The organism is Kitasatospora sp. NPDC023176, assembly GCF_055560495.1.
The window spans coordinates 81,394-103,693 of record NZ_JBVHIP010000001.1; the positions used below are offsets into that span (position 1 = coordinate 81,394).

Sequence of the window (22,300 nt, forward strand, 5' to 3'; positions counted from 1 at the left end):
TGGGTGCGCGCCGCCTGCCCTCAGCTCCCCCCTCTTCCCCCTTGCCGTACCGATCTGAAGGAGGCCCCTCATGGCCCAGTACACGCCCGCCGGGGCCGACGACAACGTCCTCCCGTTCCTGCCCCGCCCGAAGCGCTCCGTGCCTGCTGAGCAGGGGACGAGCGTGACGACGATGCCGACGACGACGGTGGAGGCCTCGAATCCCTCCGAATTGGCGGTCATCCCGGCTCCGTCGTCGTCGTCACTGGCCGACGCAAAGGTCGCGTTTCCGCTGGTCAAGGCAGGTCCGAGCCTGTCGAAGCGGTTCTTCTCGGCCTGCGTCGCGGTAGCCAACCGGGCCGGTGCCCTGGTCGTCCGCTACAAGGTCGAGCTCGCCCCCGCCGCCGTGGTCGGTGGCGTCACGGGTCTCGGCTGGTGGCAGTACCTCGCCGGTGTCGGCGGGTGGGGGACCGCGGCGTACGCAGGCTTGGCTGTCCTGTCCGGGGTTGGCGCCTTCATGGGCATCGAGAAGAAGAATGAGCTGCTGATCCGCGGCGGCGCCGGCATGACCCTGGCCTTCGCCGACGTTGCGGCTGCGGTCGGCGCTGGCCCGGGCGGGATCTCCCTCACCGCCACTGCGGTCACCACCGGCGCCGCGTACGCCGTCTACGTGCCGTGGCTCATCCAGCACCGCAAGGACCAGAAGCAGCTGCCCAAGCAGGCCCCAGCGGCGGTGAACTCCTCCGCGTCGGCGAACGTCGACGTGCAGCTGCAGATGGGTCAGGACAAGGCCGCCTGGAAGGCGGAAGCCACCGCCCAGACGCAACCCGCAGACGTCGTAGAGGAGCAGGCCGAGCTCTACCCGCACGGGCCGTTCTTCGACAAGGCGATCCCCTACGCCGACGACGACTCCACCGACATCGAGGACCCGATCCGCATCGGATGGGACGAATACGGCCGCCCCGTCTACCTGACGCTGCTGTACCGGCACACCCTTATCGCCGGCGCGGCCGACTGGGGCAAGTCGGGACTGCTCAACCTCATCATCAAGAAGCTCCTCCGCAAGGACCACGTCGAGCTGTACGGCATCGACCTCAAGCCCGGGACTCCCGAACTCGGTCCCTGGCGTCCCCTGTTCAAGCAGATCGCAAGCACTCCGGAGGAAGCCCGCGACCTCCTGAAGATGATCATCGCCGAGGGGGACCGGCGCGGCGCACACCTGGAGCAGCTGTCCCTCACCGAGCTCTCCGCCGGCCGTGAGCCGGTCCGCAAGTGGGTGCCGGGCAAGCACGGCACGTCGATCTACGTCATCACCGACGAGCTTGGCGAGCTGATCCGCCAGGACGAGCAGCTCCGCAAGGAAGAGGCCGAATACCGGAAGCTCGACAAGGAGAACGCCCTGCCGCCCGAGCGCGCAGTCACGAGCCTGTTGGAGTCGGGACTGGCCGTCCTCCGGTTCCTGGCCATCCACTTCGTTGCGGCAACTCAGCAGCCGTCGGCCAGGGTCTTCGGCGGGAGCACCGACATGCGTGGCAACTTCGCCAACAAGATCTCCACGCGCGCCGGGGAGGCTGGCCATGCCGAGTTCGTCTTCGGGAAGGGATGCCGTGGCGCTGGCTTCGTCCCGGAGAAGCTGACCAGGCCTGGCGAGTTCTTCCTGCAGTCGCCGGAGATGCCGCAGACCAACCCGCCCCGTTGCCGCGCCGAGTGGGTCAGTGACAAGGACATCGCCGCGGACGTAGCGCACCTGCACAATCATGTTCCGGCGCAGCCGATCGGCCGGTTCGCCCCGCAGGGCCATCCGGTGCAGCTGGTGAAAGCCCCGGAGGTGCCGCCGCGGCCGTCGCTGGTGTACCCCGACGGCCAGCCCGTTGGGCGTGACGAGTGGCCTAGCCTGTACAAGGTCTTCTGCCAGCTCTGCGAGGACCAGGGCCATGCCACGAAGCAAGACCTTGTCGATCACGGGCAGTTCGGGTCTCGGGACACGGTCCGGCGCGCGCTCGACGTGTGGACATTGCACGGTGTCCTGTCCGAGAAGGTCGGGAAGGTGGAGCAGTTCTCCCTCCCGATCACACCTGAGTAGCCGGCTCCAGCCCCACCCGCGTATCGCAGGTGGGGCTTCTGCATTTCCGGTGCAACACTGGGTTGATCACCCCGCCGCCCCGGGAGGACCAGCATGCACACCACCCCCACCCCGTGCCCCGGCCTCTGCAACCGCGCCTGGCGCGACGCCGAGAACACCGGTCTCCCCCACGACTGCACCCCCACCTGGGGCCAGCCCGTTCACTGCCAGACCTGCGCCGGCCGCACTCGCCGTGACCTCACCGAACTTCCGGAACTCCTCGCCGCCATCTGGCTGGAGGCCACACACGGCACCGCCCGGCCCGCCGACGTCACCACCAGCCGGCCCGCGGGCATCGCCCCGTGGCCCGGCCAGGCATCCCGGCTCCTCACCGACCACATCGTCGGCGGCCTCACCGAAATCGAGGACGACGTCCGCGAGTTGCGCGGCCTCGGGGCACGCCCGGCCGGCCTTCGCGAGGGTGTCTCCGCTACCGCCACCATCGCCTTCCTCGGCGCCCACCTCGACTGGATCCTCGAACACCACCCCGCGGCCGGGGAGACCCACGAGCCGGGCAGCGGCAACCCTGCGGCGCAGATCCAGCGCTTCAACCGGTCGGCGAAACGATTCACCGCCCGCGACAGCCGCGTGGAGCAGAAGGCGGCCCCGTGCAAGCGCTGCGCCTGGCGGTCCCTGGCTTTCGCTGACGGCGCCGACTATGTCGAATGCCGTAACTGCGGGCTGCTGATGACCCCGTCCGAGTACGAGGACTGGGCTGCCGAGACGGCCGCGAACACGCCCAACCGGCGCGCAGCTTGACGAATCCGGAATGCGTGTAACACTTTTGCCCGTACCCCCATGTCTTCGACCAGGCCCCGGCCGCTTCACGCGGCGCGGGGCCTTCGTCGTTCCCGGAGGAGGCTCCGTGATTCACCTCGACGCCGACCTCCGCAGCCTCACCTGGACCACCCAGCAGGCCGCCGAAGCCGCCCAGGTCCCGCCTGGACGGATACGGATCTGGGCGCACCGCGGCAAACTCCGCCCCGTCAACCCACGTGCCACTCGTCCCCGTTACCGGGCCGCCGAGGTGCTGCAGGTCGAAGCCGAGATGCGCGCTACCCGACCGCAGGCCGCGTAACGCCCCTTGAACTCCCCGCCGTGTGCCGCCCGCGCGAGCCGGCCGGCGGGGACGGCCCGCCCTGAGGGCGGCGGGCCCCGGCTCGCGGCCCGGCATCCCACTCCCGCCAGGCCGCGAGCCCCATCCCGGAGGTGCACTTGGACCCCAAGACGTGGCGCGCCCTCGACGCCCCGTTCACCGTCGACGACGACTGGGGTGCGATCCCCGGCACCTGCTCCCGCTGCGGCCGCCCCGCCTGGCTCGGCGAACGCCGCTGGTGGCATCAGGGTCCGGTCTGTCGAGCCCGCCGCACCGACCGCATCACCGCCCCCGTGCCCGCCGAATTCATCCCCGACCTGCGCTGACGCGCCCCGCCCTCACCCCAAGGAGACCCCGTGTCGCTCGTCGACAACTTCCACGCCATCGTCACCGCCCTCCAGAAGATGGGCCACCCCCTCGCCGACGAGGCCCACCACCTCTGGGACCGCCTCCGCGGCGACGAAACCGCCCTCACCACCGAGGTAGCGGCCGACGCCAAGTCCATCGGCGAGGACGTCGCCCAGGAGGCCAAGGCGATGAGCTCCGAGGTCGTCGCCGACGCCAAGGCCGTGGCCGAGCAGGTCGAGAAGCCCAGCCCCACGGTCTGACCGTGGCCAACGGCAACAAGCCCGTCTGCGGAGCGAAGACCCGCCAGGAAGGGTCGGCCGAGCACTGTGGTCTCCCCGCAGGCTGGGGAACCGACCACCCCGGGACCGGCAGCTGCAAACTGCACGGCGGAAGGACGCCCAGCCAGAAGATCAAGGCAGCCCACGAGATCGCCGAACGGGAGGTCCGTGCCGTGCTCGCCGAGCTCGACGTCCAGCCGGTCGACGACCCGCTGACGGCCCTCATGCAACTGGCCGGCCAGGTCGTCGCCTGGCAGACCGCCACCGCCGCCCTGGTCAACCGCATCGGCGACGAGATCCGCTACGAAGGCCATGCCGGCGCCGAACAGCTCCGCGCCGAAGTTCAGCTCTACGAGCGGGCCATGGACCGGGCGAACACCGTCCTGTCCTCCATCGCCCGACTCGACATCGAAGCGAGGCTGGCCGCGATCTCTGAGGCCCAAGCCGATCGGGTCCTCAGCGCGATCGATGCCCTTCTTGCCCACCTCGGCGTCACCGGCGTCCAGGCAGCGGAGGCCAAGAAGGTCGCAGCGCGGCACCTGCGCTCCGTGTAGGCAGTCAGGGGGTGGCTTGTGCGGGCCGACCCTCTCACTCTCGCCGCCCGCCGACTCGAAGAACACGGTGCGCAGCATGCCCGGGTCGACCAGTACGCCGCCGACCCAGCCCTATGGGCGCGAGAGAAGCTCGGCGAGCATCTCTGGTCGAAGCAGGTGGCGATCACCTCATCCGTCAGGGACAACCGGCTCACAGCCGTCCAGAGTTGCCACGGCGTCGGCAAGTCCTTCGTCGCCTCGCGCCTGACCGCATGGTGGCTCGACACCCATCCGGCCGGCGAGGCCCGGGTGGTCACCACCGCCCCGACCGGCGACCAGGTCAAAGCCATTCTGTGGTCCGAGATCAACGCGGCGTTCTCCACCGCCGCCGCACGCGGCACCCCGCTGCCCGGGCGGATCAACGAGACGGACTGGAAGCTCGGCAAGCGGCTCATCGCCTTCGGCCGCAAACCGAGCGACTACAACCCGCACGCCTTCCAGGGCATTCACGCCAAGTACGTCCTGGTCATCCTCGACGAGGCCTGCGGCATCAACAAACAGTTCTGGACCGCGGCGAACGCCATCGCTACCGGCGAGCACTGCCGCATCCTCGCGATCGGCAACCCCGACGACCCCGGCTCCCAGTTCGCGCGCGTCTGCGCCAACACCGAGCGGTGGAACGTCATTCGGATCTCGGCGTTCGACACTCCTAACTTCACCAGCGAGTCTGTGCCGGACGAGCTGCGGCCGATGCTCGTCTCACACGCCTACGAAGCCGACATGCGCGCCGAGTTCGGCGAGCAGTCCCCCACCTACATCTCCAAAGTCCTCGGCGAGTTCCCCTCCGATGCAGAGGACGGCGTCGTCCGGCTCTCCGCGGTCCGCGCCTGCGCGCTCCCCCCGGAGCAGCCACTCAGGTACACGGACCTCGCACCGGTCGAACTCGGCGTCGACCTCGGCGCCGGCGGCGACGAGACCGTCATCCGGGAACGCCGCGGCATACGCGTCGGCCGAGAGTGGCGCAGCCGCGAGAAGGACCCCACCAAGTCCGTGAACGCGATCGTGGCAGCGATCCGCGAGTCGAAGGCCGCCAAGGTGAAGGTCGACTCGATCGGCATCGGCTGGGGCATCGTCGGTACGCTCCGAGAGCGCCGGGCCCGCGGCGAGCACGACGCGGAGATCATCGGTGTCAACGTGTCCGAGGCCAGCAGCGAGCCCGCAAGGTTCGCCCGGCTACGGTCCCAGATCTGGTGGCAGATCGGCCGCCAGCTGTCCGAAGACCGCGGCTGGGACCTGTCCGAGCTCGACCCGGACGACCGGGAACGGCTCGTCTCCCAGCTCACCGCGCCGAAGTACACCACCGACGCCGCCGGCCGGATCGTCGTGGAGCCGAAAGCCGACACCAAGAAGCGCATCGGCCGCTCACCCGACAACGCGGACGCCCTGCTCCTGGCGTTCTACAGCGGCAGCGGAATAGATGCGCACGCCTGGCTGGAGTACGGCCGCCACAAAGCCGAGCAAGCCCAGGGCCCAAAGAGCGGGGAGCAGCCAGACGCCAGCCCCGAACCAGCCACCGAAAGCCCGGCCGAGGTCCTGCGCAGCGCACGAACCGCCGCCTACCGCCAACAGCGCTAACCGAACAAAGGGGGGTCACCGCCGCATGGACCCCCGCCGCATCGCCAAGGTCTTCGGCGCCAACGAGCCCCCTGCCATGGTCGCCGGCGAAACCGCCGCAGGCATGAGCCCCACCCGGCCGTTCAGCCCCGGCACCCCGATCGGCCCCTACGACGGCTACTCCCGCACCCCACGTGCCCATGACTTCGTCACCGGCTACAACACCTCCGGCCGCCCCCGCACTCACGAGCGCGTCAGCTTCGATACTCTCCGCGGCCTCATCGAAGCCTACGACGTCGCCCAGATGTGCATCTGGCACCGCATCGACTCCATCCGCTCCCTCGACTGGTCGCTCGTCGCCGCCCCTCACTTCGACGGCGACGTCGCCGACGCCGTCCGGGCCGGCATGGCCGCGCTCAAGAAGCCCGACCGCCAGACGCCGTTCTCCACTTGGCTGTCGGCCTACCTGTACGACATGCTCGCCTACGACGCCGGGTGCCTGTCCCGCATGCGCAACCGGCGCGGCGACGTCATCGGCCTGATGAACGTGGACGGCACCAGCATCGCCCCGCTGCTCGACTACTGGGGCCGCTCCCCGGAGGCGCCGGCCGAGGCGTACGTGCAGTACGTGCAGGGCCTGCCGTGGAACTGGCTCACCCGTGACGATCTGATCTACGAGCCGTTCCGTAAGCGTCCCAACAGCCCGTACGGGCTGGCGCCGCTGGAGACGATCCTCCTCAACGCCAACACGGACATCCGCTTCCAGACGTACTTCCTGCAGCGATTCACCGAGGGCAACATCCCCTCGGCGTTCGCCTCCGCGCCCGAGTCCTGGTCCCCGGACCAGATCGAACAGTGGCAGGGCTTCTGGGACAGCTTCATGGCCGGGGACCAGGCCCAAAAGCACACCATCAAGTGGATGCCCGGTGGCAGCAGCATCACCTGGTCCAACGAGAAGGACTTCACCGACGAGTTCAGCCTGTTCCTAATGAGGAAGACCGCTGCTGCTTTCCACGTGGTCCCGTCTGACCTGGGCTTCACCGAGAACGTGAACCTGTCGTCCGGCGAGTCGCAGGCCGACGTCCAGCACCGCGTCGGTGACCTGCCCCTCATCCGGCACCTGCAGCACATTCTCACCGGATTCCTGCAGGACGACCTCGGGCTCCCACTCGAATTCCTCTTCGACCTCGGAGAGGAACAGGCCGACCGGCTGCAGCAGGCCCAAGCCGACCAGATCTACGCGAACCTCGGCGCGATCAGCGTGTCCGACCTCCGCGAAATGCGGTACGGCCTCGGCGAACCGGAGGGCAAGCCCATTCCCCGGTTCGTGTTCACCGAACGGTCCGGGCCGATCCCGCTGGCGTCGCTGTACGCGGTCGCCGGCCCGATCGACCCCGCCACGGCCGCACCGGAGCCCGGTTCGCCGCTGCCACACACCGTGTTCACCGCAGCCGAAGGCGTCGTTCCGAACCCGCCCCTGCAGGTAGCACCGCTGGCTGAGCAGGAGTTCGGGCCGTCCGCTCTGCCGTCGGCTCCGCCTCCGCAGCCCGGGGCCGCCGGCACGGTGGAGAAAGACGGAACCCCGACTGCTGGCATCACCGCCACGACCGGGATCACCAGCTACGACCTCGTCGACGACGATGACGAACCAGCCGAGGACCCCGCGCAGCTGGCCAAGGCCGAGCTCACCGCGTTCCGGGCGTTCCGCAAGGCACGCCAGCGCGCCGGCAAGTGGCGCGACTTCGAGTTCCGTGTCGTTGACCCGGCCCGCGGCCGGCGGCTCAACCAGGCCGGGCGCCTCACCATCCGCAAAGCCGCGGGCGACATCGCGGTCGCCGGTCTGGCAGTCCAAGCGGCCGACACCGGCCGGGTCCTCATGCTGCAACGGGCCCTCGACCCCGAGGACCCCGCAGCCGGAACCTGGGAAGTACCCGGTGGCCACCTCGACGACGGAGAATCACCACTCCAGGGAGCATGGCGGGAGTGGAGCGAGGAGACGGCACTCATCCCCCCGCCCGGGATGCAGACCGGCACCTGGCTCAGCCCGGACGGCATCTATCAGGGCATCATCTGGCAGGTCCCAGACGAGTCCTTCGTGCCGCTCACCGGCCGCGACCAGGTATCGAACCCGGACGATCCGGACGGCGACCAGATCGAGGCCATCGCTTGGTGGGCCCCGGACCAGCTCGCCGGCAACCCGGCGGTCAGGCCCGAGCTCCTCGCATCGCTCGACGAGGTACTGGCCGCACTCGGCTCCGGCATCGCGGTGGAGAAGGCAGACAGCAGCCCAAAAGCTGACGGCGGTGACTGGCCCGGCTGGCAGCAGGACCAGCCCACCGCCGACTACTGGGCAGCCGGCATCTCCGCCGCATTGGTCGGGGCCCTGGCCGCCAGCCATGCCCGGAACCTCGCCGAAGCCTGGCAGCAGGACCACCCAGCCGCGGCAAGCCAGGGCCCGCAGGCGCGAGCCGAAGCCGAAGCCTGGCTCGCCGGCCAGAACCTTGACCTCACCACCCCGCTCACCGCGCCCTTGGCTGCCGCACGCACTGACGGCTACCTCCTCGGCGCTACATCAGCCACCACGCTCACGGACGGCACCCATCCGGACCTCGCCGCGTGGCAGCCCGGTGACACCGCCACAGCCCAGACCCTGATCGCAGACCTCGGCGCGGCCGACGGGCTCAACGATCTCACCGGCACGGCCGGGCCTGACGCCCAGCAGATCGCTGTCGGCCGGCTCAAGGACCTCGCCAAGGTCCTCGCCGCTGGCGGCACCATCACCGAGATCGCCACGGCGCTGCGCGCAGCCCTCGCCGACACAGGCACGGCGTACGCCATCGCCATCACCGAGATCACCAAGGCGTCCAGCGCCGGCGCCGCGGCCATCTACCAGCAGCGGAGCATTGCCAACGGCCGGTGGCTGCTCGACCCGGGCAGCAACGTCTGCCCGAGCTGCACCGCCAACGCCGCATCCGGGCCGCTCCCCCTCGGTGCGGACTACCCCGGCGGAGCCGCCTACCCGCCCCAACACCCCAACTGCCGGTGCAGTGTCGTACCGGCCTAGGAAGTCAGGGGGATCCGTGACGGAACGCCAATACGTGCTTGGGCTCGCTTATCAGGCTGGGCGAGACCCGCGCATCGCCAAGGGTGCAGATGGCGGCCGGGACTTCTTCACGGCAGACGAGCTGGAGAAAGCGTGCTGGTCATTCCTGCCTGGCGGTGGGCAAGTCGGGCTGTTTCACGGACCCGACGACACGATCGGTCATTTTACAGTCACCGAGAGCTACATCTATCGCGGCCCCGCGTGGGAACAGCCTGACGGGACCGTAATCAAAGCCGGCGACTGGCTCATCGGCGGCCTCTGCGACGACGCGGCATGGCGGCTCGTCAAGTCCGGACGAGTCAAGGGCTTCTCGCCGCAGGGCATGGCGCGACGCATCCAACCGAGGAGTGAGACATGACGGACGTACTCGGCGACGACACCGAGTTCACCGAACTGGTCGACGCCAACGTCCCCCGCGTCGACCTCGTAGACCGGCCAGCCAACGGATCCTCCGGGTTTCTGCTGATGAAGCAGGACGCCCAGGCGGGACTCGTGCCACCAGACATCATCCGCGACCTGATCGGCAAATCCCACGCCGAACCCGTGCCCCGAGAGGACACCGTGACCATGACCGGAAGCCCCGGGGCCATCGCCAAGCTCATGCACGAAGCCGCGCAGCGAGCACGCGAGCGAGACGAACTCACGCCAGAAGTAGCCAAGATGATCGGCGGCGAGATGGACGAAGGCCAGGACGGCATGGACCCCACTGTCGTCCTCGCCTCCCCCGACGACGTCACCGAAGCCCCCGGCGACCCCAACGAGCCCGGCTCCCCCGCCTGGGAAGCCATCGACGCCGCCACCGCCCGCAAGTGGACCTCCATCCTGGCCCGCGCCCGGGGCGCGCTCGAAGTCCTCGCCGACCGGGAAATGCTCGAAGCCGCCACCGCCGACCCGAGCGACGCCGAGGACGCCTGTGACCTTCAGGACGCCGCCTGCGCCATCGACTACGCCATCTCAATCCTGGCGCCCTTCGCGGTCGACGAGCAGGCCGAGGCCGACTGCGGCACGGACATGCAGGACGTCGGCAAGGCCCTCGCCGGGTTCGACACCAGCCAGCTCGACACCATCGAAGCCGGCACGGCCGTCCGCAAGGCCGGCCGCACCCTCTCGGCCGCGAACGAACAGGCCATCCGGCACGCCGTCGGGAGCCTGCAGAAGGTCCTCGCCTCGCTGCCCGCGGCACCCGTAGAGAAGGAGGCCGCGCAGCCGGTCACCGACACGAAGGAGACCAGCATGCCCGACCCCACCACCTCGACCGAAACCGCCGCACAGCAGAGCGAGCAGCCCGAGACTGACGTCGCCAAGGCCGACGGCGAGAAGACCCCGATGGTCGTGGTCTACGACCAGAAGGGGCGCCTGATCGGCATCGTCGACCCCGGCGACGTCACCCCGGTCGCGAACGCCGAGGCCGACGCCGACGACATGGACGACGCCTCGGACGACGCCCCCCAGACCCCCGACCTCACCCCGCAGCCCGCTGACGAGGCCGGTACCCCCGCAGACACCCCGGCCGACGACGGCGACGACAGCGTCACCAAGTCGGCCACCGAACCCACCTTCACGGACATGTTCAAGAGCAGCCTCCTGGCTGCGGTCGAAGACGCCGTCACCAAGCACAACGCCACCCAGGGCGAACAGATCACGCAGCTGCGCGATGCGCTCCTGGAGATGGCCGAGCTGACGAAGGCGCAGCAGGACCGCATCGGGGTGCTGGAGCAGCAGCCCGCCGCACCGAAGGTGTTCACCAACGGAGCCACCCCGCCGCGCGAGCAGCTGCGCGGCCAGGACCGAGGCACCGCGCCCATCGATGTCGCCAAGGCCCGCGAGATGAAGCAGGGCCTCTACAGCGCCGTCGACGCACGCGACCAGAACCGCATCGCCAAGGAGATGCAGGCCAGCGCCATCGATCGGCTCCAGGAGATCTACCAGCAGCGACGCGCGTAAGCGACGCCCGCACCCCCCACTTCGCCAGACCCCCGAGAGCGCCAAGCGCCCGGGGGTTTTCGCATGCCCAGGAGGCACCCCGTGAGCAACCCGCTCAGCGACATGACCGAGGAGACCCTCGGCGCCATCAAGAAGGCCCAGACCGCCGGCATTCTCGAATCGACCGGCATCTGGTCGTACGACCTGTCCGAGCTCGTCTCTCTCATCCCGGTCGTCACCCCGTTCCGAGACATCGTCGCCCGCAAGGCGTCGCCGGACGGTAACCCCTACGCGGTGTGGCGCGCCATCATGAACCTGACGAACTCCCAGCCCGACCCCGCAGTCGGCTTCGACTACGCCGGCGCCGAGGTCCAGTTCCAGGAGCAGGACTTCCAGGCCCGGTACAAGCCGCTCGCCATGGCCGGCCTGGTGACCCAGGACGCCTTCGACCTGGCGCACGGCTACGCCGACCCGTACGCGGTCTCCACCTTCAACGTGCTGAACCAGCTCCTGATCGCCGAGGACCGCAAGCTGATGGGTGCCCAGTCGTTCGCGCTCGCGCAGCCCGCGACTCCGGTACTCACCCAGCACGCCACCGGTGGCACCATCGGCGCCGTCACCGCCTACGTGGGCGTCGCGGCCCGTACCGGCTCCGGCTACTACTACGGCTCCGGCAACAGCCAGGGCAACAGCGCGTCCACCACGTTCGGCTCGGGCACCACCAACAGCATCACCGCCACCGTGGCGGCGGTCAGGGGCGCGGTCGCGTACGACTGGTTCTACTCCGCCAACGGCACCACCTGGTACTACTACACGACCACCACCACCAACACCGTCACCATCACCGCCACCATCGCCAGCAACAACGCGCTGCCGTCCGCCACCGCCACCCCCGACATGACCACCCTGTGGAAGGGCTCGGCGGGTGTCCCCACCTACTCCAGCAGCGGCGACAACGGCTCCGCGAACGCCAACGACTACGACGGCTTCCTCGCCAGCCTCGCCGGCGACTACAACGGCTCCGGCCAGTGGGCCACCTCGGGCACCGGCACCGCGAACCCGTCGATCTGGAACAGCCTCAACGGCGCAGCCCTGACCCTGTCCGGCGGATCCGTCACCGAGATCGAGAACCTGCTGTTCCTGCCGCTGTGGAACCAGGTCAAGACCTCGCCGACCGCGCTGATGATGAACGCCGCGCACGCCCAGGAGATCGCCAACCTCGTCCTCGGCTCCTCCTCGGCGACCACGTTCCTCAACACCGACTCCAGCGGCCGTATCTCCACCACCGCAGGCGGCCGGGTCGGCGAGATCGTCAACGCCCCGGCCGGCGGCGTGACCGTGCCGATCGAGGTCCACACCTCCCTCCCGCCCGGCACGATCATCGCCCGCACCGACCGCGTGCCGTTCCCGCAGGCCAACATCAGCTCCGTGCTGGAATGCCGGACCCTGCGCGACACCGCCCAGTTCGACTACGGCGTCTCCCGCGTCGCGGGCACCGCCGGTGGCGGCCCCAGGCGCGAGTTCGAACTGCGAACCGTCTCTGCCCTGATCAACAGGGCTCCGGTCGCGATGGCGTCCCTCACCTGCGTGGCCTAAGCCACAGCTTCGCCTCCCCGCCAGGCAGTACATTTGCTGCGGCCTGGCGGGGCCGGCCCGACCAAGGAGAGGCCCCATGGCGCCGCCCGCGCGGGCAGCTGTGCCCGCCCCGACCTTCACCGCCACCCAGGAGCTGTTCCGTGCCGACGGACTCACCCTGAGCGGAGCAGGCTCCGACACCGCCGCCGCGAACATCACCAACCAGGTCAACGGCAAAACCGGCGGCCTCATCGACGTGTCGTCAGTGTCGAACGGCCTCCTCGTCGTCAACGTCCTCAACGTTTCCGGCACCAACCCCGGCCTCGCCGTCTTCTTCGACGTGCAGGACGCCTACGGAAACTGGTACCTGACCTCGAACGCCACCGCGATCTCCGGAGCAGTCCTCGGCTTCGCCGGCACGGTCGCAGGCAACATCTCCACCGGCTACAACCTCACCTACAACGGCCGGATCCGCTGGACGATCACCGGCACCGCCAGCCCTACCTTCACCGGGGTGTCGTTCAGCCTCTTCGGCCGCTGACCCCACAGCGACCTCCCACCCTCACAAGGAGCCACGCATGCGCCTGTACACGCGCACGGGCGCAACCGCGCTCGACCACCCGGTCTTCGGTCACTTCAGCGCCGACCCGCTGGGCGGTTTCGACTTCCCGAACGAACTCTCCGACCAGCTCCGCGGCTTCTGCACCAACGGCCGCCCGCAGTGGGAGACCGACATTGAGCGGCAGCACCGTCTCATCTCCGAAGAGCTGGATAGGCGCCGCGACCCGGCCACGCTGATGGACGCCGTCCAGCAGCTGGTGGAAGCCGCCCGAACGGCGAACGTCGCCAAGCAGACGGATCCCGCCCAGGCCGCCGCCGAGGACGACGACCCGGCGGCCGAAACCGGCAAGACCCGGACGCCGCGGACCCGACGCGGCCCGGCCAAGGCCGAATAGCCCGCACGTCGACCCCGCAGCGCGCCGCGCCGCACTTCCTCCGCTGTGACGGTGTCGCTGACGACTCTGAATCGATCCGCATTATGGGGGGCGCATGGCGACCAGCTACATCACGCCCGGCATGCTGCTTGCCCAACCGGCGGGCGTGAGCTGGAAGGTGGTCCCAACGCTGACGGCGGACACCCCGTCGCAGCTCGCCCAGCTCCAGCAGGTGTGCTGGAGCGCGACCTCTGTCGTCGACTCCTACTGTCGTCAGCCGCTGCGGTCGGTGGTCGTCACGGAGACGCACTCGGGTCCCGGCGGGCCGCGGGTCGCCGTCGACCGACACACGCAGCTCGGCACGCTGATCGCCAGGCACCGGCACCTGTCGGACGTCTGGGCGGTACTCGTCTCGCCGTCGCGCGCATTCCCGGTCGCCTGGTCACCGGTGCCGGCGGGCCAGTTCCGGCTTCGCACACCGGTATCGTTCGCCGGACCAACGCCCGCAACGGGCCCGTCGGGCGGCAGCGTCATTGACGTGGCCCCCGGCTGGATCGACTGGCGTCAGGGCCGAGGCGGCTGGCAGGTGCAGCTGTCGACCTCGTCGGGGTGGCCGCACGCCGGCCTCACCGCACCGGCAGCGGCGGGGACGACGTCGATCAGCGTGGACGACGTCACCGGCTGGGGCGGCCCACACGGCCTGTCCGGGTTCCTGTACGACGGCGCGGCCACCGAGACCATCGCTGTGAGCAGCGCCACCGCCACAACCACCACGGTGCTGCCGAACACGACAACCACGGTGCAGGCCGGGCCGGGCACCGTCCAGCTCGCACAGCCACTCGCCCAGGCCCATCCGGTGGGTGCGGTGGTGTCGGCGCTCCCGACGAACGTCATCCATGCGGCGGTACTGGCCGCCACGGTGGAAGCGCTGGAGGGTATCGACGCCATCGCTACGCAATCCCTGTCCGGGCAACTGGCGGGCGGTACCGGGGCGCTGGCGACGGAGGTCGAGATGCTGCTCGACGACTACCGCAGGGTCGCCTGATGGCCCGCCGGCGGCCCAGCTTCGGCGGTGGCGGAGCGACTGGAGCGACTGGAGTTCTCCGCTTCTGGAACCGGACCATCACCATCATGCGCGGCACCAGCGTCAACGCCTACGGCGACGCGACGGACGTGGGCGTGCCCACCTACACCGGCGTTCCCGCCGCCCTGGCGGAGACCGAGCAGACCGCCTTCGACGCGGCGACGCAACGCCAGCAGATCATCCGCAGCATCACCTGCACCGTGCCGAACTGGGCCGACGTACGGACCACGGACACCATCCGCGATGAGACTACCGGCCACTACTTCATGATCGAGAACATCCAGGAGCAGCCCGGCATCGGCTACTACCCGCCGCCGAAGACGCTGACGCTGCGCATGCGCTCCGGCGTCACCACCGGCTCCGACTGAGGAGGTGCCCGTGACCCGCGTCGAGACCGACGGTGCCTGGGAGGACGAAGTCGCCACCGCCGTGGCACGGCTGTTCACGGAGAAGCTCGGCCCCGCCATCGCCGCTGACGCCGCCCGCTACTGCCCCGAGAACACCGGGGCGCTCGCCGCCAGCATCGAACACCACCTGGAAGGCACCGACCTGGTCGTCTCCGCGACCGGCGGCGCCGATGGCCGCACCTACGCCGCCTACGTCGAGCTCGGCACCGGCCCGCACGTCATCCGCCCCAACGGGAAGCAGGCCTTGCACTGGGAAGGCGCCGCCCACCCAGTCCGAGAAGTGCACCACCCTGGCACCCGGCCGCAGCCCTTCCTACGTCCAGCTCTGCTCCAGCAGCGCGGCGAGTAACAGGAGCCCAGGGTGACCTCCCCTGCTCTTCCGCTGGACGGCACCGACGAGCTCGTCGCAGCCGCATGGATCGCTACCATCCCCGGCTTCACCTCGGCCATGGTCGGCACCACCCTGCCCCCCGATGTCAACGCCGACGGCAGCCCGGCCCCGTGGGTCGCCACCGGATTCGTCACCGTCGCCGTGGTCGGCGGCGGCCCCGACCCACAGCTGCCGATCAACCGGCCAGCGATTCAGCTCGACTGCTGGGCCACTGTCCCGGGTAGCAACAAGCCGCCTTGGAACCAGGCCGCGGCCCTGGCCGGCGCCATCCGCCGAGCCACCTGGGACCGGCGAGCCATCGCCCGGCCCTTGCAGATCACGGCCAATGGGGTCACCTACCCCACGGCAGCTGTGCAGACCGCATACCTGGCCACCGCGTTCAGGCGTCTCTACGACGACCAGGGCGACTACGCGCGGTACCAGGCCGATCTCGCCCTGTCCTGGGTGACCGTCAACGACCGCCTCTACTGATCGAGGACCCCGCCATGCCCCTCGTCCGCACGACCTTCTTCCCCGACCCCGTCGAGGTCCCCGACGACGAGGTTCCGGTCCTCCGCTCCCAGGGCCTGCTCGTCGAAGAGACCCCGCAGACCTCCGCCGATCCCGCGCCCGCCAAGCAGGCAGCGCCCACCAAGCCCAAGGACGCCTGATGGCCCGCCTCAGTCTGACCGCGACCGCCCAGCCCAAGACCGGCTCGGCATCACCCCTCAACCTCACCTCGCTGCTGGGCACCACCACGCTCGGCGCGAACACCGGCGTGTCCTTCGTCAACACCGGCCGCGAGGTGCTGCACGTGCAGCTCGGACAGCTGACCGCCCCTGCGGCGCCCAGCGTGTCCACCGCGACCACTGGCGGCACGGTCGCCGCCGGCACCTACCAGGTGGAGGTGTCCTACACCAACACCGCAGGGGAGACCGTCGCCTCCGCATCCTCCAGCGTCACGACCACCGGCTCGACCTCCACCATCACGATCACCTCCCCGGCCGCCGCAGGCAACGCCACCGGCTGGTACGCCTACGTCACGCAGGCCGGCGGCGCCAGCTACACCCGCCAGCAGACCGCCGGGTCCCCGACCGCGATCGGCACCAACCTGACGCTGACCGCCCCGCCCACCAACAGCGGCCTCGCCCCGCAGTCCAGCAACACCACGGCGGGCAGCAGCACGGTCATCGTGAACATCGGCACGACCATCGAGGGCCAGCCGGTCTCCGCGATCACGGCGTCGCTCGCGACCAACGCGACCAACATCGTCGGCCCGTTCCCCACGGACGAGAACCAGCCCGGCGGCGCGGTGTTCGTGGACTTCGGCACCCCGGCAAGCGTCACCGGCGTCGCACTGCTGCAGAACGCCGGCGTCTTCTAACCCGCCTTCCGAACGCCTGACTCCAGGCCCGCCCAGTGCGGGCCTTTCTCATGCCCGCACCCACCACGTAGGGGATGATCCCTTTGGCAGTGAATTCGGCCAACCTGGTTCTCGGCCCGGCCCGCCTGTACGTCGCCGCTTTCGGCAGCACCGAGCCTCTCGACTCCGCCGTCACTCCCAACGGCCCGACCACGCCGCCCGGCGCTCCCTGGACCGACGTGGGTGGTACCGACGGCGGCGTCACCTGGGAGGTCGACAACACCTACACCCCCCTGGCGGTCGACCAGATCACCATGGACGTCGGAGCCCGCCTGACCGCCATGAAGATGCAGGTCACGGCCAAGTTGGCCGAGATGACGTTGGCCAACCTTCAGACAGCGCTCAACAACATCGGCACCCTGGCCACGAACTCCGGCTACTCGACACTGGACATACCCGTCACCTCCGCGTCCACCCAGCCCAGCTACGCGGCCCTGATCATCGACGGCTGGGCGCCGATGCTCTCCAGCGGCCAGCCTGCGCTGCGCCGGGTCATCGTCCGCAAGGTGCTGTCGCAGGTGAAGGCGCAGCTCGCCTACGACAAGAAGACCCAACAGGCGTACGACTGCACGTTCTCCGCGTACTACGTGAGCAGCAGCATCCCGCCCGTCCACATCGTCGACCAGACGGCGTGATCAACCCCCTGACGTTCCCCGTCGCTAGGAGAGGACCCTGTGGCCGCTAAGGTGACCGCGAGCAAGAAGCCGTCCAGAGGGCCACTCCCGCCCTCCGCGCCGTCAGCCTCCGCCGAGCCCGCCTTCGAGGTGCTCCGTCTCACGACCGCACCGCAGGTGAACGAGGAGCGGGTGCCGCTGTTCTACATCGACGACGTCGAGTACTGCATTCCGAAGCGACCACGCATGAACATCGCGCTGCAGTACATGCACCTCGCCAAGGACCAGGGGGACGCCGCCGCAGCGGACTTTCTCCTCGGCAGCCTCCTCGGCGAGGAGGGCTACCGGGCGCTGCGCGAGTATGACCAGCTCACCCCGGAGCAGTTCCAGCAGATCACCGCCATCGCCACCCGGCAGACCATGGGCGCTCTGGAACTCCCAAAAGCGTAGTCGACCGGGTGGTCCAGGTCGGCTGGGTGCTGGACCACCTCGACGACCTCGCCTCGGATTTCAGCGTCTTCCACCGCATCCCCGACGTCACCGTCCTCGACGGCCCGACGTTCTTCCGGCTCGCGTGGCGGATGCCCGCGTACGAGGGCGTGATGCGGGTCCGGGCCACCGCCGCCCAGCAGGAGGACGACACCGGGGGCATGCCACAGATGGCCCCCGGCCGCTACGAGGAGATCAACCCCGGCACCCGCACCGCGCTCGCGGCCGATCCGGCATTCGCCGGCTTCTTCAGTTACGGATCGCCCGGGGGGTGAATCGTGCCCGAAGGCTTCCGCATTGCCAGCGCCTTCGTGACGGTGTCCCCGGACACCGAAGGGTTCCGCGAGGAGCTGCAAGCCAAGCTGGAGGAGGCCACCGCCGGGGCCCACGCTCGGGTCCGGGTTCAGCTCGACACCGGTGAGCTTGACGCCGGCGCCGAGAGGGCGCGGGCCACGGTCGACGAGCTCGGCGCCCGCACCGCCCGTCCGAGTGTGCGGCTGGAGGACGGCGAGGCCAGCGCGAAGATCGGTGAGATCCGGGAGCGTCTGGAGGAGCTGTCTTCCACCGACCCGTCGCCGCGGGTGCGTGCCGACATCTCCGACGCGCAGGCCAAGGTCGAAGCGATCGAGGCGAAGATCGACCGGCTGAACTCGGTCATCGCCAGGCCTTCGGTCACCCCGCAGATGGCGTCCGCTCAGGCCCAGATCGACGCGGTGACAGCGAAGCTGGAGGAGCTGGGCACCAAGGAGGCGACCCCGAAGGTCACCGCCGACATTGCGAAGGCGCAGAGCCGGCTGGAGATCCTCCGGGCGCGTCTCGACGAGCTGCAGACCCGGGACGCGCAGATCCGGGTCCAGGCGGGCGCGGGTCTGACGCGCGCCATGGCGGACTTGGACCGCCTGCTGGCGAAGCTGGCCGAGCTCGACTCCAAGGAGGCCAAGGCCAGGGTCAACCTGGACGACGGCGAGTTCAACGCGAAGGTCGACCGGGCCGAGGCCCGGCTCAAGAAGCTGAACGGGGAATCCGCCAAGCCCCGCGTCGGCGGCGGATCGGGCGGCGAGGGCGGCCTCGGCGGCCTGTCCAAGTACAAGATGCCGGCGCTGATCGTCGGGGGCATCACCAGCCTCCTGCCCAGCATCGGCGGCGCCGCAATGGGCGGCGGTCTGCTCGCTGGCGCTGGCGCGCTCTCGCTCGGTCCTGTCGCCAAGGCGTTGGGGGACGCCCACCAGGCCGCCTTGAACATCGGCATGTTGCCGCAGCAGACCGCGGCGATCCAGTTCTCGAACTCGGTGCAGCGGCAGGGGGCGCAGGAGCAGGTCACCACCGCGCGCATGCAGCAGGCCCAGGATGCGATCACCTCAGCACGGTCGATCGAGTCGGCGCAGATGAACCTGGCGTCGATCGAGCGCTCCACCGCGGCGCAGCAGGTGCAGGCGTTGCAGTCGGTGGTGCAGGCCGAGCAGGGCGTCCAGCAGGCCAACTACGCCCTGTCCGAGGCGCAGTACAACCTCAATCAGGCGTGGGAGCGGGCGCGGGAGAACCTGCGGGAGCTGGACGACCAGCTCGCCGACAGCAAGCTGAGCGTGCAGGAGGCCCAGCTCGGTATCCAGCAGGCTCTCTATCAGCAGAAGCTGACCGATCAGAATGCGTACTCGACGCAGCTGGACCGGCAGCAGGCCGCGCTGGCTGTCGCCCAGGCCCAGCAGCGGCTCGTGGACGCGCAGGACCAGCTGACCGCCTCCCAGTACAAGGCGAACCTGGCCAACGCGGAGGGCATCGACGGCTCCCAGGAGATCATCAAGGCGAAGCAGGCCGTCGTCGCCGCCCAGTACGGGCAGACCGACGCGCAGGCCCAGTACGCCATCGCTCAGCAGAGCTTGACGAACACGCAGCTCAATAACGCTTCCCAGGTCAAGGAAGCGCAGATGCAGCTTGCGGCGACCGAGCAGGAGGCCGCCTACCAGCGGCAGATGGATGCCCGCAGCGTCGCCCTGGCGGAGCGTAACGTCAGCAACGTCATTGAGGAACAGCAGCTCCAGTGGGCCGCAATGAAGGCGACCGAGAACGAAGCCGCGAACCAGCTGGCCAAGGATCTGTCGCGGATGACTCCGGCGATGCGGGCCGTGGTCGAGCAGATCCTGGGGATGAACGGCGCTTTCACGCGCATGAAGGAGGCGGCGCAGAACGCCGTCGTTCCTGGCCTGCAGCAGTTCGTCACGGGCCTGTCCCAGTCGATGCCGGCTCTGACGGCGGGCGTGTCCGCCATGGGCGCGGAGATCGGCAAGGTCTTCGCCTCGATCGGCTCGGCGCTGCAGTCCCAGGCGGGGCAGGACGTGCTCAAAGGCCTGATCGACAACGGTCTGAAGCTCGCCCAGACCGTCGCTCCCGCGATTCAGAACCTTGTCGGGGCACTCGCACAGCTCGGGGCGCAGAAGGGCGCCGCTGACGGGCTGGGTGGCGCGGTCGCCGGGATCGCCAACGGCCTGACTGCCGTGGTCAAGGCGCTTGGTCCGTTTGTGGGCCCGCTGTCCTCCGGGCTGTCCACTCTGGGTCAGGCGCTGGCGCCGATCGGTTCGCTGTTGGGCGGCGTGGTCGGGCAGGCAGCGCAGGCGCTGGCGCCTGCGCTGGCGGCCTTGCTGCCCGCCGTGACGACACTGGCTGGCGCGCTCGGTCAGGGACTGCAGCCGATCTTCCAGGCTCTGGGTCCACTGCTCCTGCCCGTGGCACAGGCGATCACCGGCGTGGTCCAGGCGTTCTCGCCTCTGCTGCCGGTGATCGGGCAGATCATCGGGCAGATCGGCCAGGATCTGACGCCGCTGTTCCAGGCCTTGATGCCGGTCGTTCTGCAGCTCGCGCAGTTCCTCGCGAAGGATCTGCAGGTCGGATTGGTCCAGACCCTTCAGGCGCTCCTCCCGTTGATCCCGGTCGGCGTCAAGCTGATCGACTCCCTGCTGCCGCTGGTCAGCCTGGTGCTCCGGCTGGGCGGGGTCTTCGTGGAGTTCGCGGGGAAGTTGATCGGCCCCGTGATCAGCGCGATCGTCTCGGCGGCAGCGGCGATCTTGAACTTCGCGTCGCACTGGCGCGAGGCGGTCGACTGGGTTGAGGCTAAGGCGTCGTGGCTGTGGCACAACGTCTTCGAGCCGATGTGGAACGGCATCGGACAGGGCGCCGACGCCTTTATCAGCGGCTTCAAAAAATCCTGGAGCACTCTTCAGGACGTCTTCAAAGCCCCCGTGGCCTTCATGGTCAACACGGTCTACGACGGCGGCATCGCCAAGCTCTGGAACTCCGTCACCAGCGCCCTGGATATGCACAGCCTGGACCTACCGATCATCACCGGATTCGCCTCCGGCGGCATCGTCCCCGGCTACGCCCCCGGCCAGGACACCGTGCCGGCGATGCTCTCGCCCGGCGAGGGCGTGCTGGTCCCCGAAGCAGTGCAAGCGATCGGCCCTGATGCGGTTCGCGCCCTGAACGCGACATACGGCGGCGGCCGGCAGTCGACCGGCAACCAGTTCTCCGGCGGCGGCATCGTCGGCAGCATCAAGGGCTTCGTCGGCGGCCTGATCGACAAAGCCGTCGATATCGGGAAGATCACAGCCGCCATCGCCACGGGCAACGGCGACGCCCTGACCAACGCCCTGACCAAGCTCGTCGGCACCCAGGGCGCCACCGGCAACTACGCCAAGCTCATGCTCGGCGTGCCGACTTCGCTGATCCACAGCATGGTGCAGGCCATCCTCGGTTCTCATCCGGCATCCAGCAGCAGTGGCGGCGGTGGCGGGGGTCCCATCCCCACCGGAGACCACCTGTCCATCATCGACGCGGCGCTGCAAGCCGCCGGTGTACCCCCACCGGGGACACAAGACGAGTGGCGAGCCGGACTCAACACTCTGATCGAGCGCGAGTCCGGCTGGAACCCCCGAGCCATCAACAACACCGACATCAACGCGCAGAACGGGGACCCGTCCCGCGGCCTCGCACAGACGATCATGTCCACGTTCCTGGCGCACCACGTACCAGGCACCAGCACCGACATCTACGACCCGGTCGCCAACGTCGCCGCGGCGACCCGCTACATCGTGGGCACCTACGGCAACATCAGCCGGGTCCAACAGGCCAACCCCAGTCTGCCCCCCAAGGGGTATGACAGCGGCGGGTGGCTGATGCCGGGCACCATGCCGGTCAACGGCTTGGGCAAGCCCGAGGCGGTACTCACGCCGGAGCAGTCGCAGGCGTTCATCACGCTGGCGAGGCACCTCGCCGCCCAGGGACCCGGAGGAGCTTCCACCGGCCGGCAGGTCACGGTCGAGCAGCACTACCACGGCACTCAGCTGCCGACGGTGGAGCAGCAGGCGGAGATGCAGCGTCGTCTCGCGCTCGCGCTCAGCGGCGCCTGACGCCGAG

The 22,300-nt window shown here is 69.5% G+C and carries 23 protein-coding genes; all 23 read left to right on the plus strand.

Translation table 11 applies throughout. From position 1 onward, the window contains the following. Positions 1–70 precede the first annotated feature (70 nt). The 23 genes from ACZ3YL_RS00675 (at position 71) to ACZ3YL_RS00785 (ending at position 22,293) form a co-directional block, all read left to right on the plus strand. A complete protein-coding gene (locus ACZ3YL_RS00675; protein WP_465654428.1) occupies positions 71–2,062 on the plus strand; it encodes an FtsK/SpoIIIE domain-containing protein in 1,992 nt (663 codons plus the stop codon). A 93-nt stretch (positions 2,063–2,155) separates the two neighbouring features. Beyond that, a complete protein-coding gene (locus tag ACZ3YL_RS00680) occupies positions 2,156–2,860 on the plus strand; it encodes a hypothetical protein (protein WP_465654430.1) in 705 nt (234 codons plus the stop codon). A 106-nt stretch (positions 2,861–2,966) separates the two neighbouring features. Further along, the gene (locus ACZ3YL_RS00685) at positions 2,967–3,179 is read left to right on the plus strand and encodes a MerR family transcriptional regulator (RefSeq protein WP_465654431.1); all 213 of its coding nucleotides are present in this window, start codon (positions 2,967–2,969) and stop codon (positions 3,177–3,179) included. Between the two features lie 137 nt (positions 3,180–3,316). Continuing rightward, complete coding sequence (locus tag ACZ3YL_RS00690) at positions 3,317–3,523, plus strand: hypothetical protein (protein WP_465654433.1); 207 nt, start codon at positions 3,317–3,319, stop codon at positions 3,521–3,523. 30 nt (positions 3,524–3,553) lie between these two features. Then, positions 3,554–3,805, plus strand: a complete 252-nt coding sequence (locus tag ACZ3YL_RS00695) for a hypothetical protein (RefSeq protein WP_465654435.1) — start codon at positions 3,554–3,556, stop codon at positions 3,803–3,805. Positions 3,806–3,807: 2 nt separating this feature from the next. After that, complete coding sequence (locus ACZ3YL_RS00700) at positions 3,808–4,377, plus strand: hypothetical protein (RefSeq protein ID WP_465654437.1); 570 nt, start codon at positions 3,808–3,810, stop codon at positions 4,375–4,377. Positions 4,378–4,533: 156 nt separating this feature from the next. Then, positions 4,534–5,991 carry a hypothetical protein gene (locus tag ACZ3YL_RS00705; RefSeq protein WP_465654439.1) on the plus strand — a complete coding sequence of 486 codons (1,458 nt, stop codon included), beginning with the start codon at positions 4,534–4,536 and terminating at the stop codon, positions 5,989–5,991. 283 nt (positions 5,992–6,274) lie between these two features. Further along, complete coding sequence (locus tag ACZ3YL_RS00710) at positions 6,275–9,034, plus strand: phage portal protein (protein ID WP_465655230.1); 2,760 nt, start codon at positions 6,275–6,277, stop codon at positions 9,032–9,034. 16 nt (positions 9,035–9,050) lie between these two features. Next, positions 9,051–9,431, plus strand: coding sequence for an XkdF-like putative serine protease domain-containing protein (locus ACZ3YL_RS00715; RefSeq protein ID WP_465654441.1), 381 nt, complete (start codon positions 9,051–9,053; stop codon positions 9,429–9,431). Then, a complete protein-coding gene (locus ACZ3YL_RS00720) occupies positions 9,428–11,017 on the plus strand; it encodes a hypothetical protein (protein WP_465654443.1) in 1,590 nt (529 codons plus the stop codon). Before ACZ3YL_RS00715 ends, ACZ3YL_RS00720 begins: the two co-directional genes overlap by 4 nt. A gap of 81 nt (positions 11,018–11,098) precedes the next feature. Continuing rightward, positions 11,099–12,592, plus strand: a complete 1,494-nt coding sequence (locus tag ACZ3YL_RS00725) for a hypothetical protein (protein ID WP_465654445.1) — start codon at positions 11,099–11,101, stop codon at positions 12,590–12,592. A 76-nt stretch (positions 12,593–12,668) separates the two neighbouring features. Next, complete coding sequence (locus ACZ3YL_RS00730) at positions 12,669–13,112, plus strand: hypothetical protein (protein WP_465654447.1); 444 nt, start codon at positions 12,669–12,671, stop codon at positions 13,110–13,112. 37 nt (positions 13,113–13,149) lie between these two features. Further along, a complete protein-coding gene (locus ACZ3YL_RS00735) occupies positions 13,150–13,527 on the plus strand; it encodes a hypothetical protein (protein WP_465654449.1) in 378 nt (125 codons plus the stop codon). A 94-nt stretch (positions 13,528–13,621) separates the two neighbouring features. Continuing rightward, the gene (locus tag ACZ3YL_RS00740; protein WP_465654451.1) at positions 13,622–14,551 is read left to right on the plus strand and encodes a hypothetical protein; all 930 of its coding nucleotides are present in this window, start codon (positions 13,622–13,624) and stop codon (positions 14,549–14,551) included. An 86-nt stretch (positions 14,552–14,637) separates the two neighbouring features. Beyond that, positions 14,638–14,958 (plus strand): hypothetical protein, encoded by a 321-nt coding sequence (locus ACZ3YL_RS00745; protein WP_465654453.1) that lies wholly within the window; start codon positions 14,638–14,640, stop codon positions 14,956–14,958. 10 nt (positions 14,959–14,968) lie between these two features. Then, a complete protein-coding gene (locus ACZ3YL_RS00750) occupies positions 14,969–15,346 on the plus strand; it encodes an HK97 gp10 family phage protein (RefSeq protein ID WP_465654454.1) in 378 nt (125 codons plus the stop codon). Positions 15,347–15,358: 12 nt separating this feature from the next. Beyond that, positions 15,359–15,859, plus strand: a complete 501-nt coding sequence (locus ACZ3YL_RS00755; protein ID WP_465654456.1) for a hypothetical protein — start codon at positions 15,359–15,361, stop codon at positions 15,857–15,859. Between the two features lie 14 nt (positions 15,860–15,873). Continuing rightward, positions 15,874–16,038 (plus strand): hypothetical protein, encoded by a 165-nt coding sequence (locus ACZ3YL_RS00760; RefSeq protein WP_465654457.1) that lies wholly within the window; start codon positions 15,874–15,876, stop codon positions 16,036–16,038. Next, on the plus strand, positions 16,038–16,751 hold the full coding sequence (locus ACZ3YL_RS00765) for a hypothetical protein (RefSeq protein ID WP_465654459.1): 714 nt from the start codon (positions 16,038–16,040) through the stop codon (positions 16,749–16,751). Before ACZ3YL_RS00760 ends, ACZ3YL_RS00765 begins: the two co-directional genes overlap by 1 nt. Before the next feature lie 83 nt (positions 16,752–16,834). Further along, a complete protein-coding gene (locus ACZ3YL_RS00770) occupies positions 16,835–17,425 on the plus strand; it encodes a hypothetical protein (protein WP_465654461.1) in 591 nt (196 codons plus the stop codon). 39 nt (positions 17,426–17,464) lie between these two features. After that, the gene (locus ACZ3YL_RS00775; protein WP_465654463.1) at positions 17,465–17,854 is read left to right on the plus strand and encodes a hypothetical protein; all 390 of its coding nucleotides are present in this window, start codon (positions 17,465–17,467) and stop codon (positions 17,852–17,854) included. Between the two features lie 8 nt (positions 17,855–17,862). After that, positions 17,863–18,168, plus strand: coding sequence for a hypothetical protein (locus ACZ3YL_RS00780; RefSeq protein ID WP_465654465.1), 306 nt, complete (start codon positions 17,863–17,865; stop codon positions 18,166–18,168). 3 nt (positions 18,169–18,171) lie between these two features. After that, entirely contained in the window at positions 18,172–22,293 is a 4,122-nt protein-coding gene (locus tag ACZ3YL_RS00785) for a hypothetical protein (protein WP_465654466.1), read from the plus strand. Positions 22,294–22,300 lie beyond the last annotated feature (7 nt).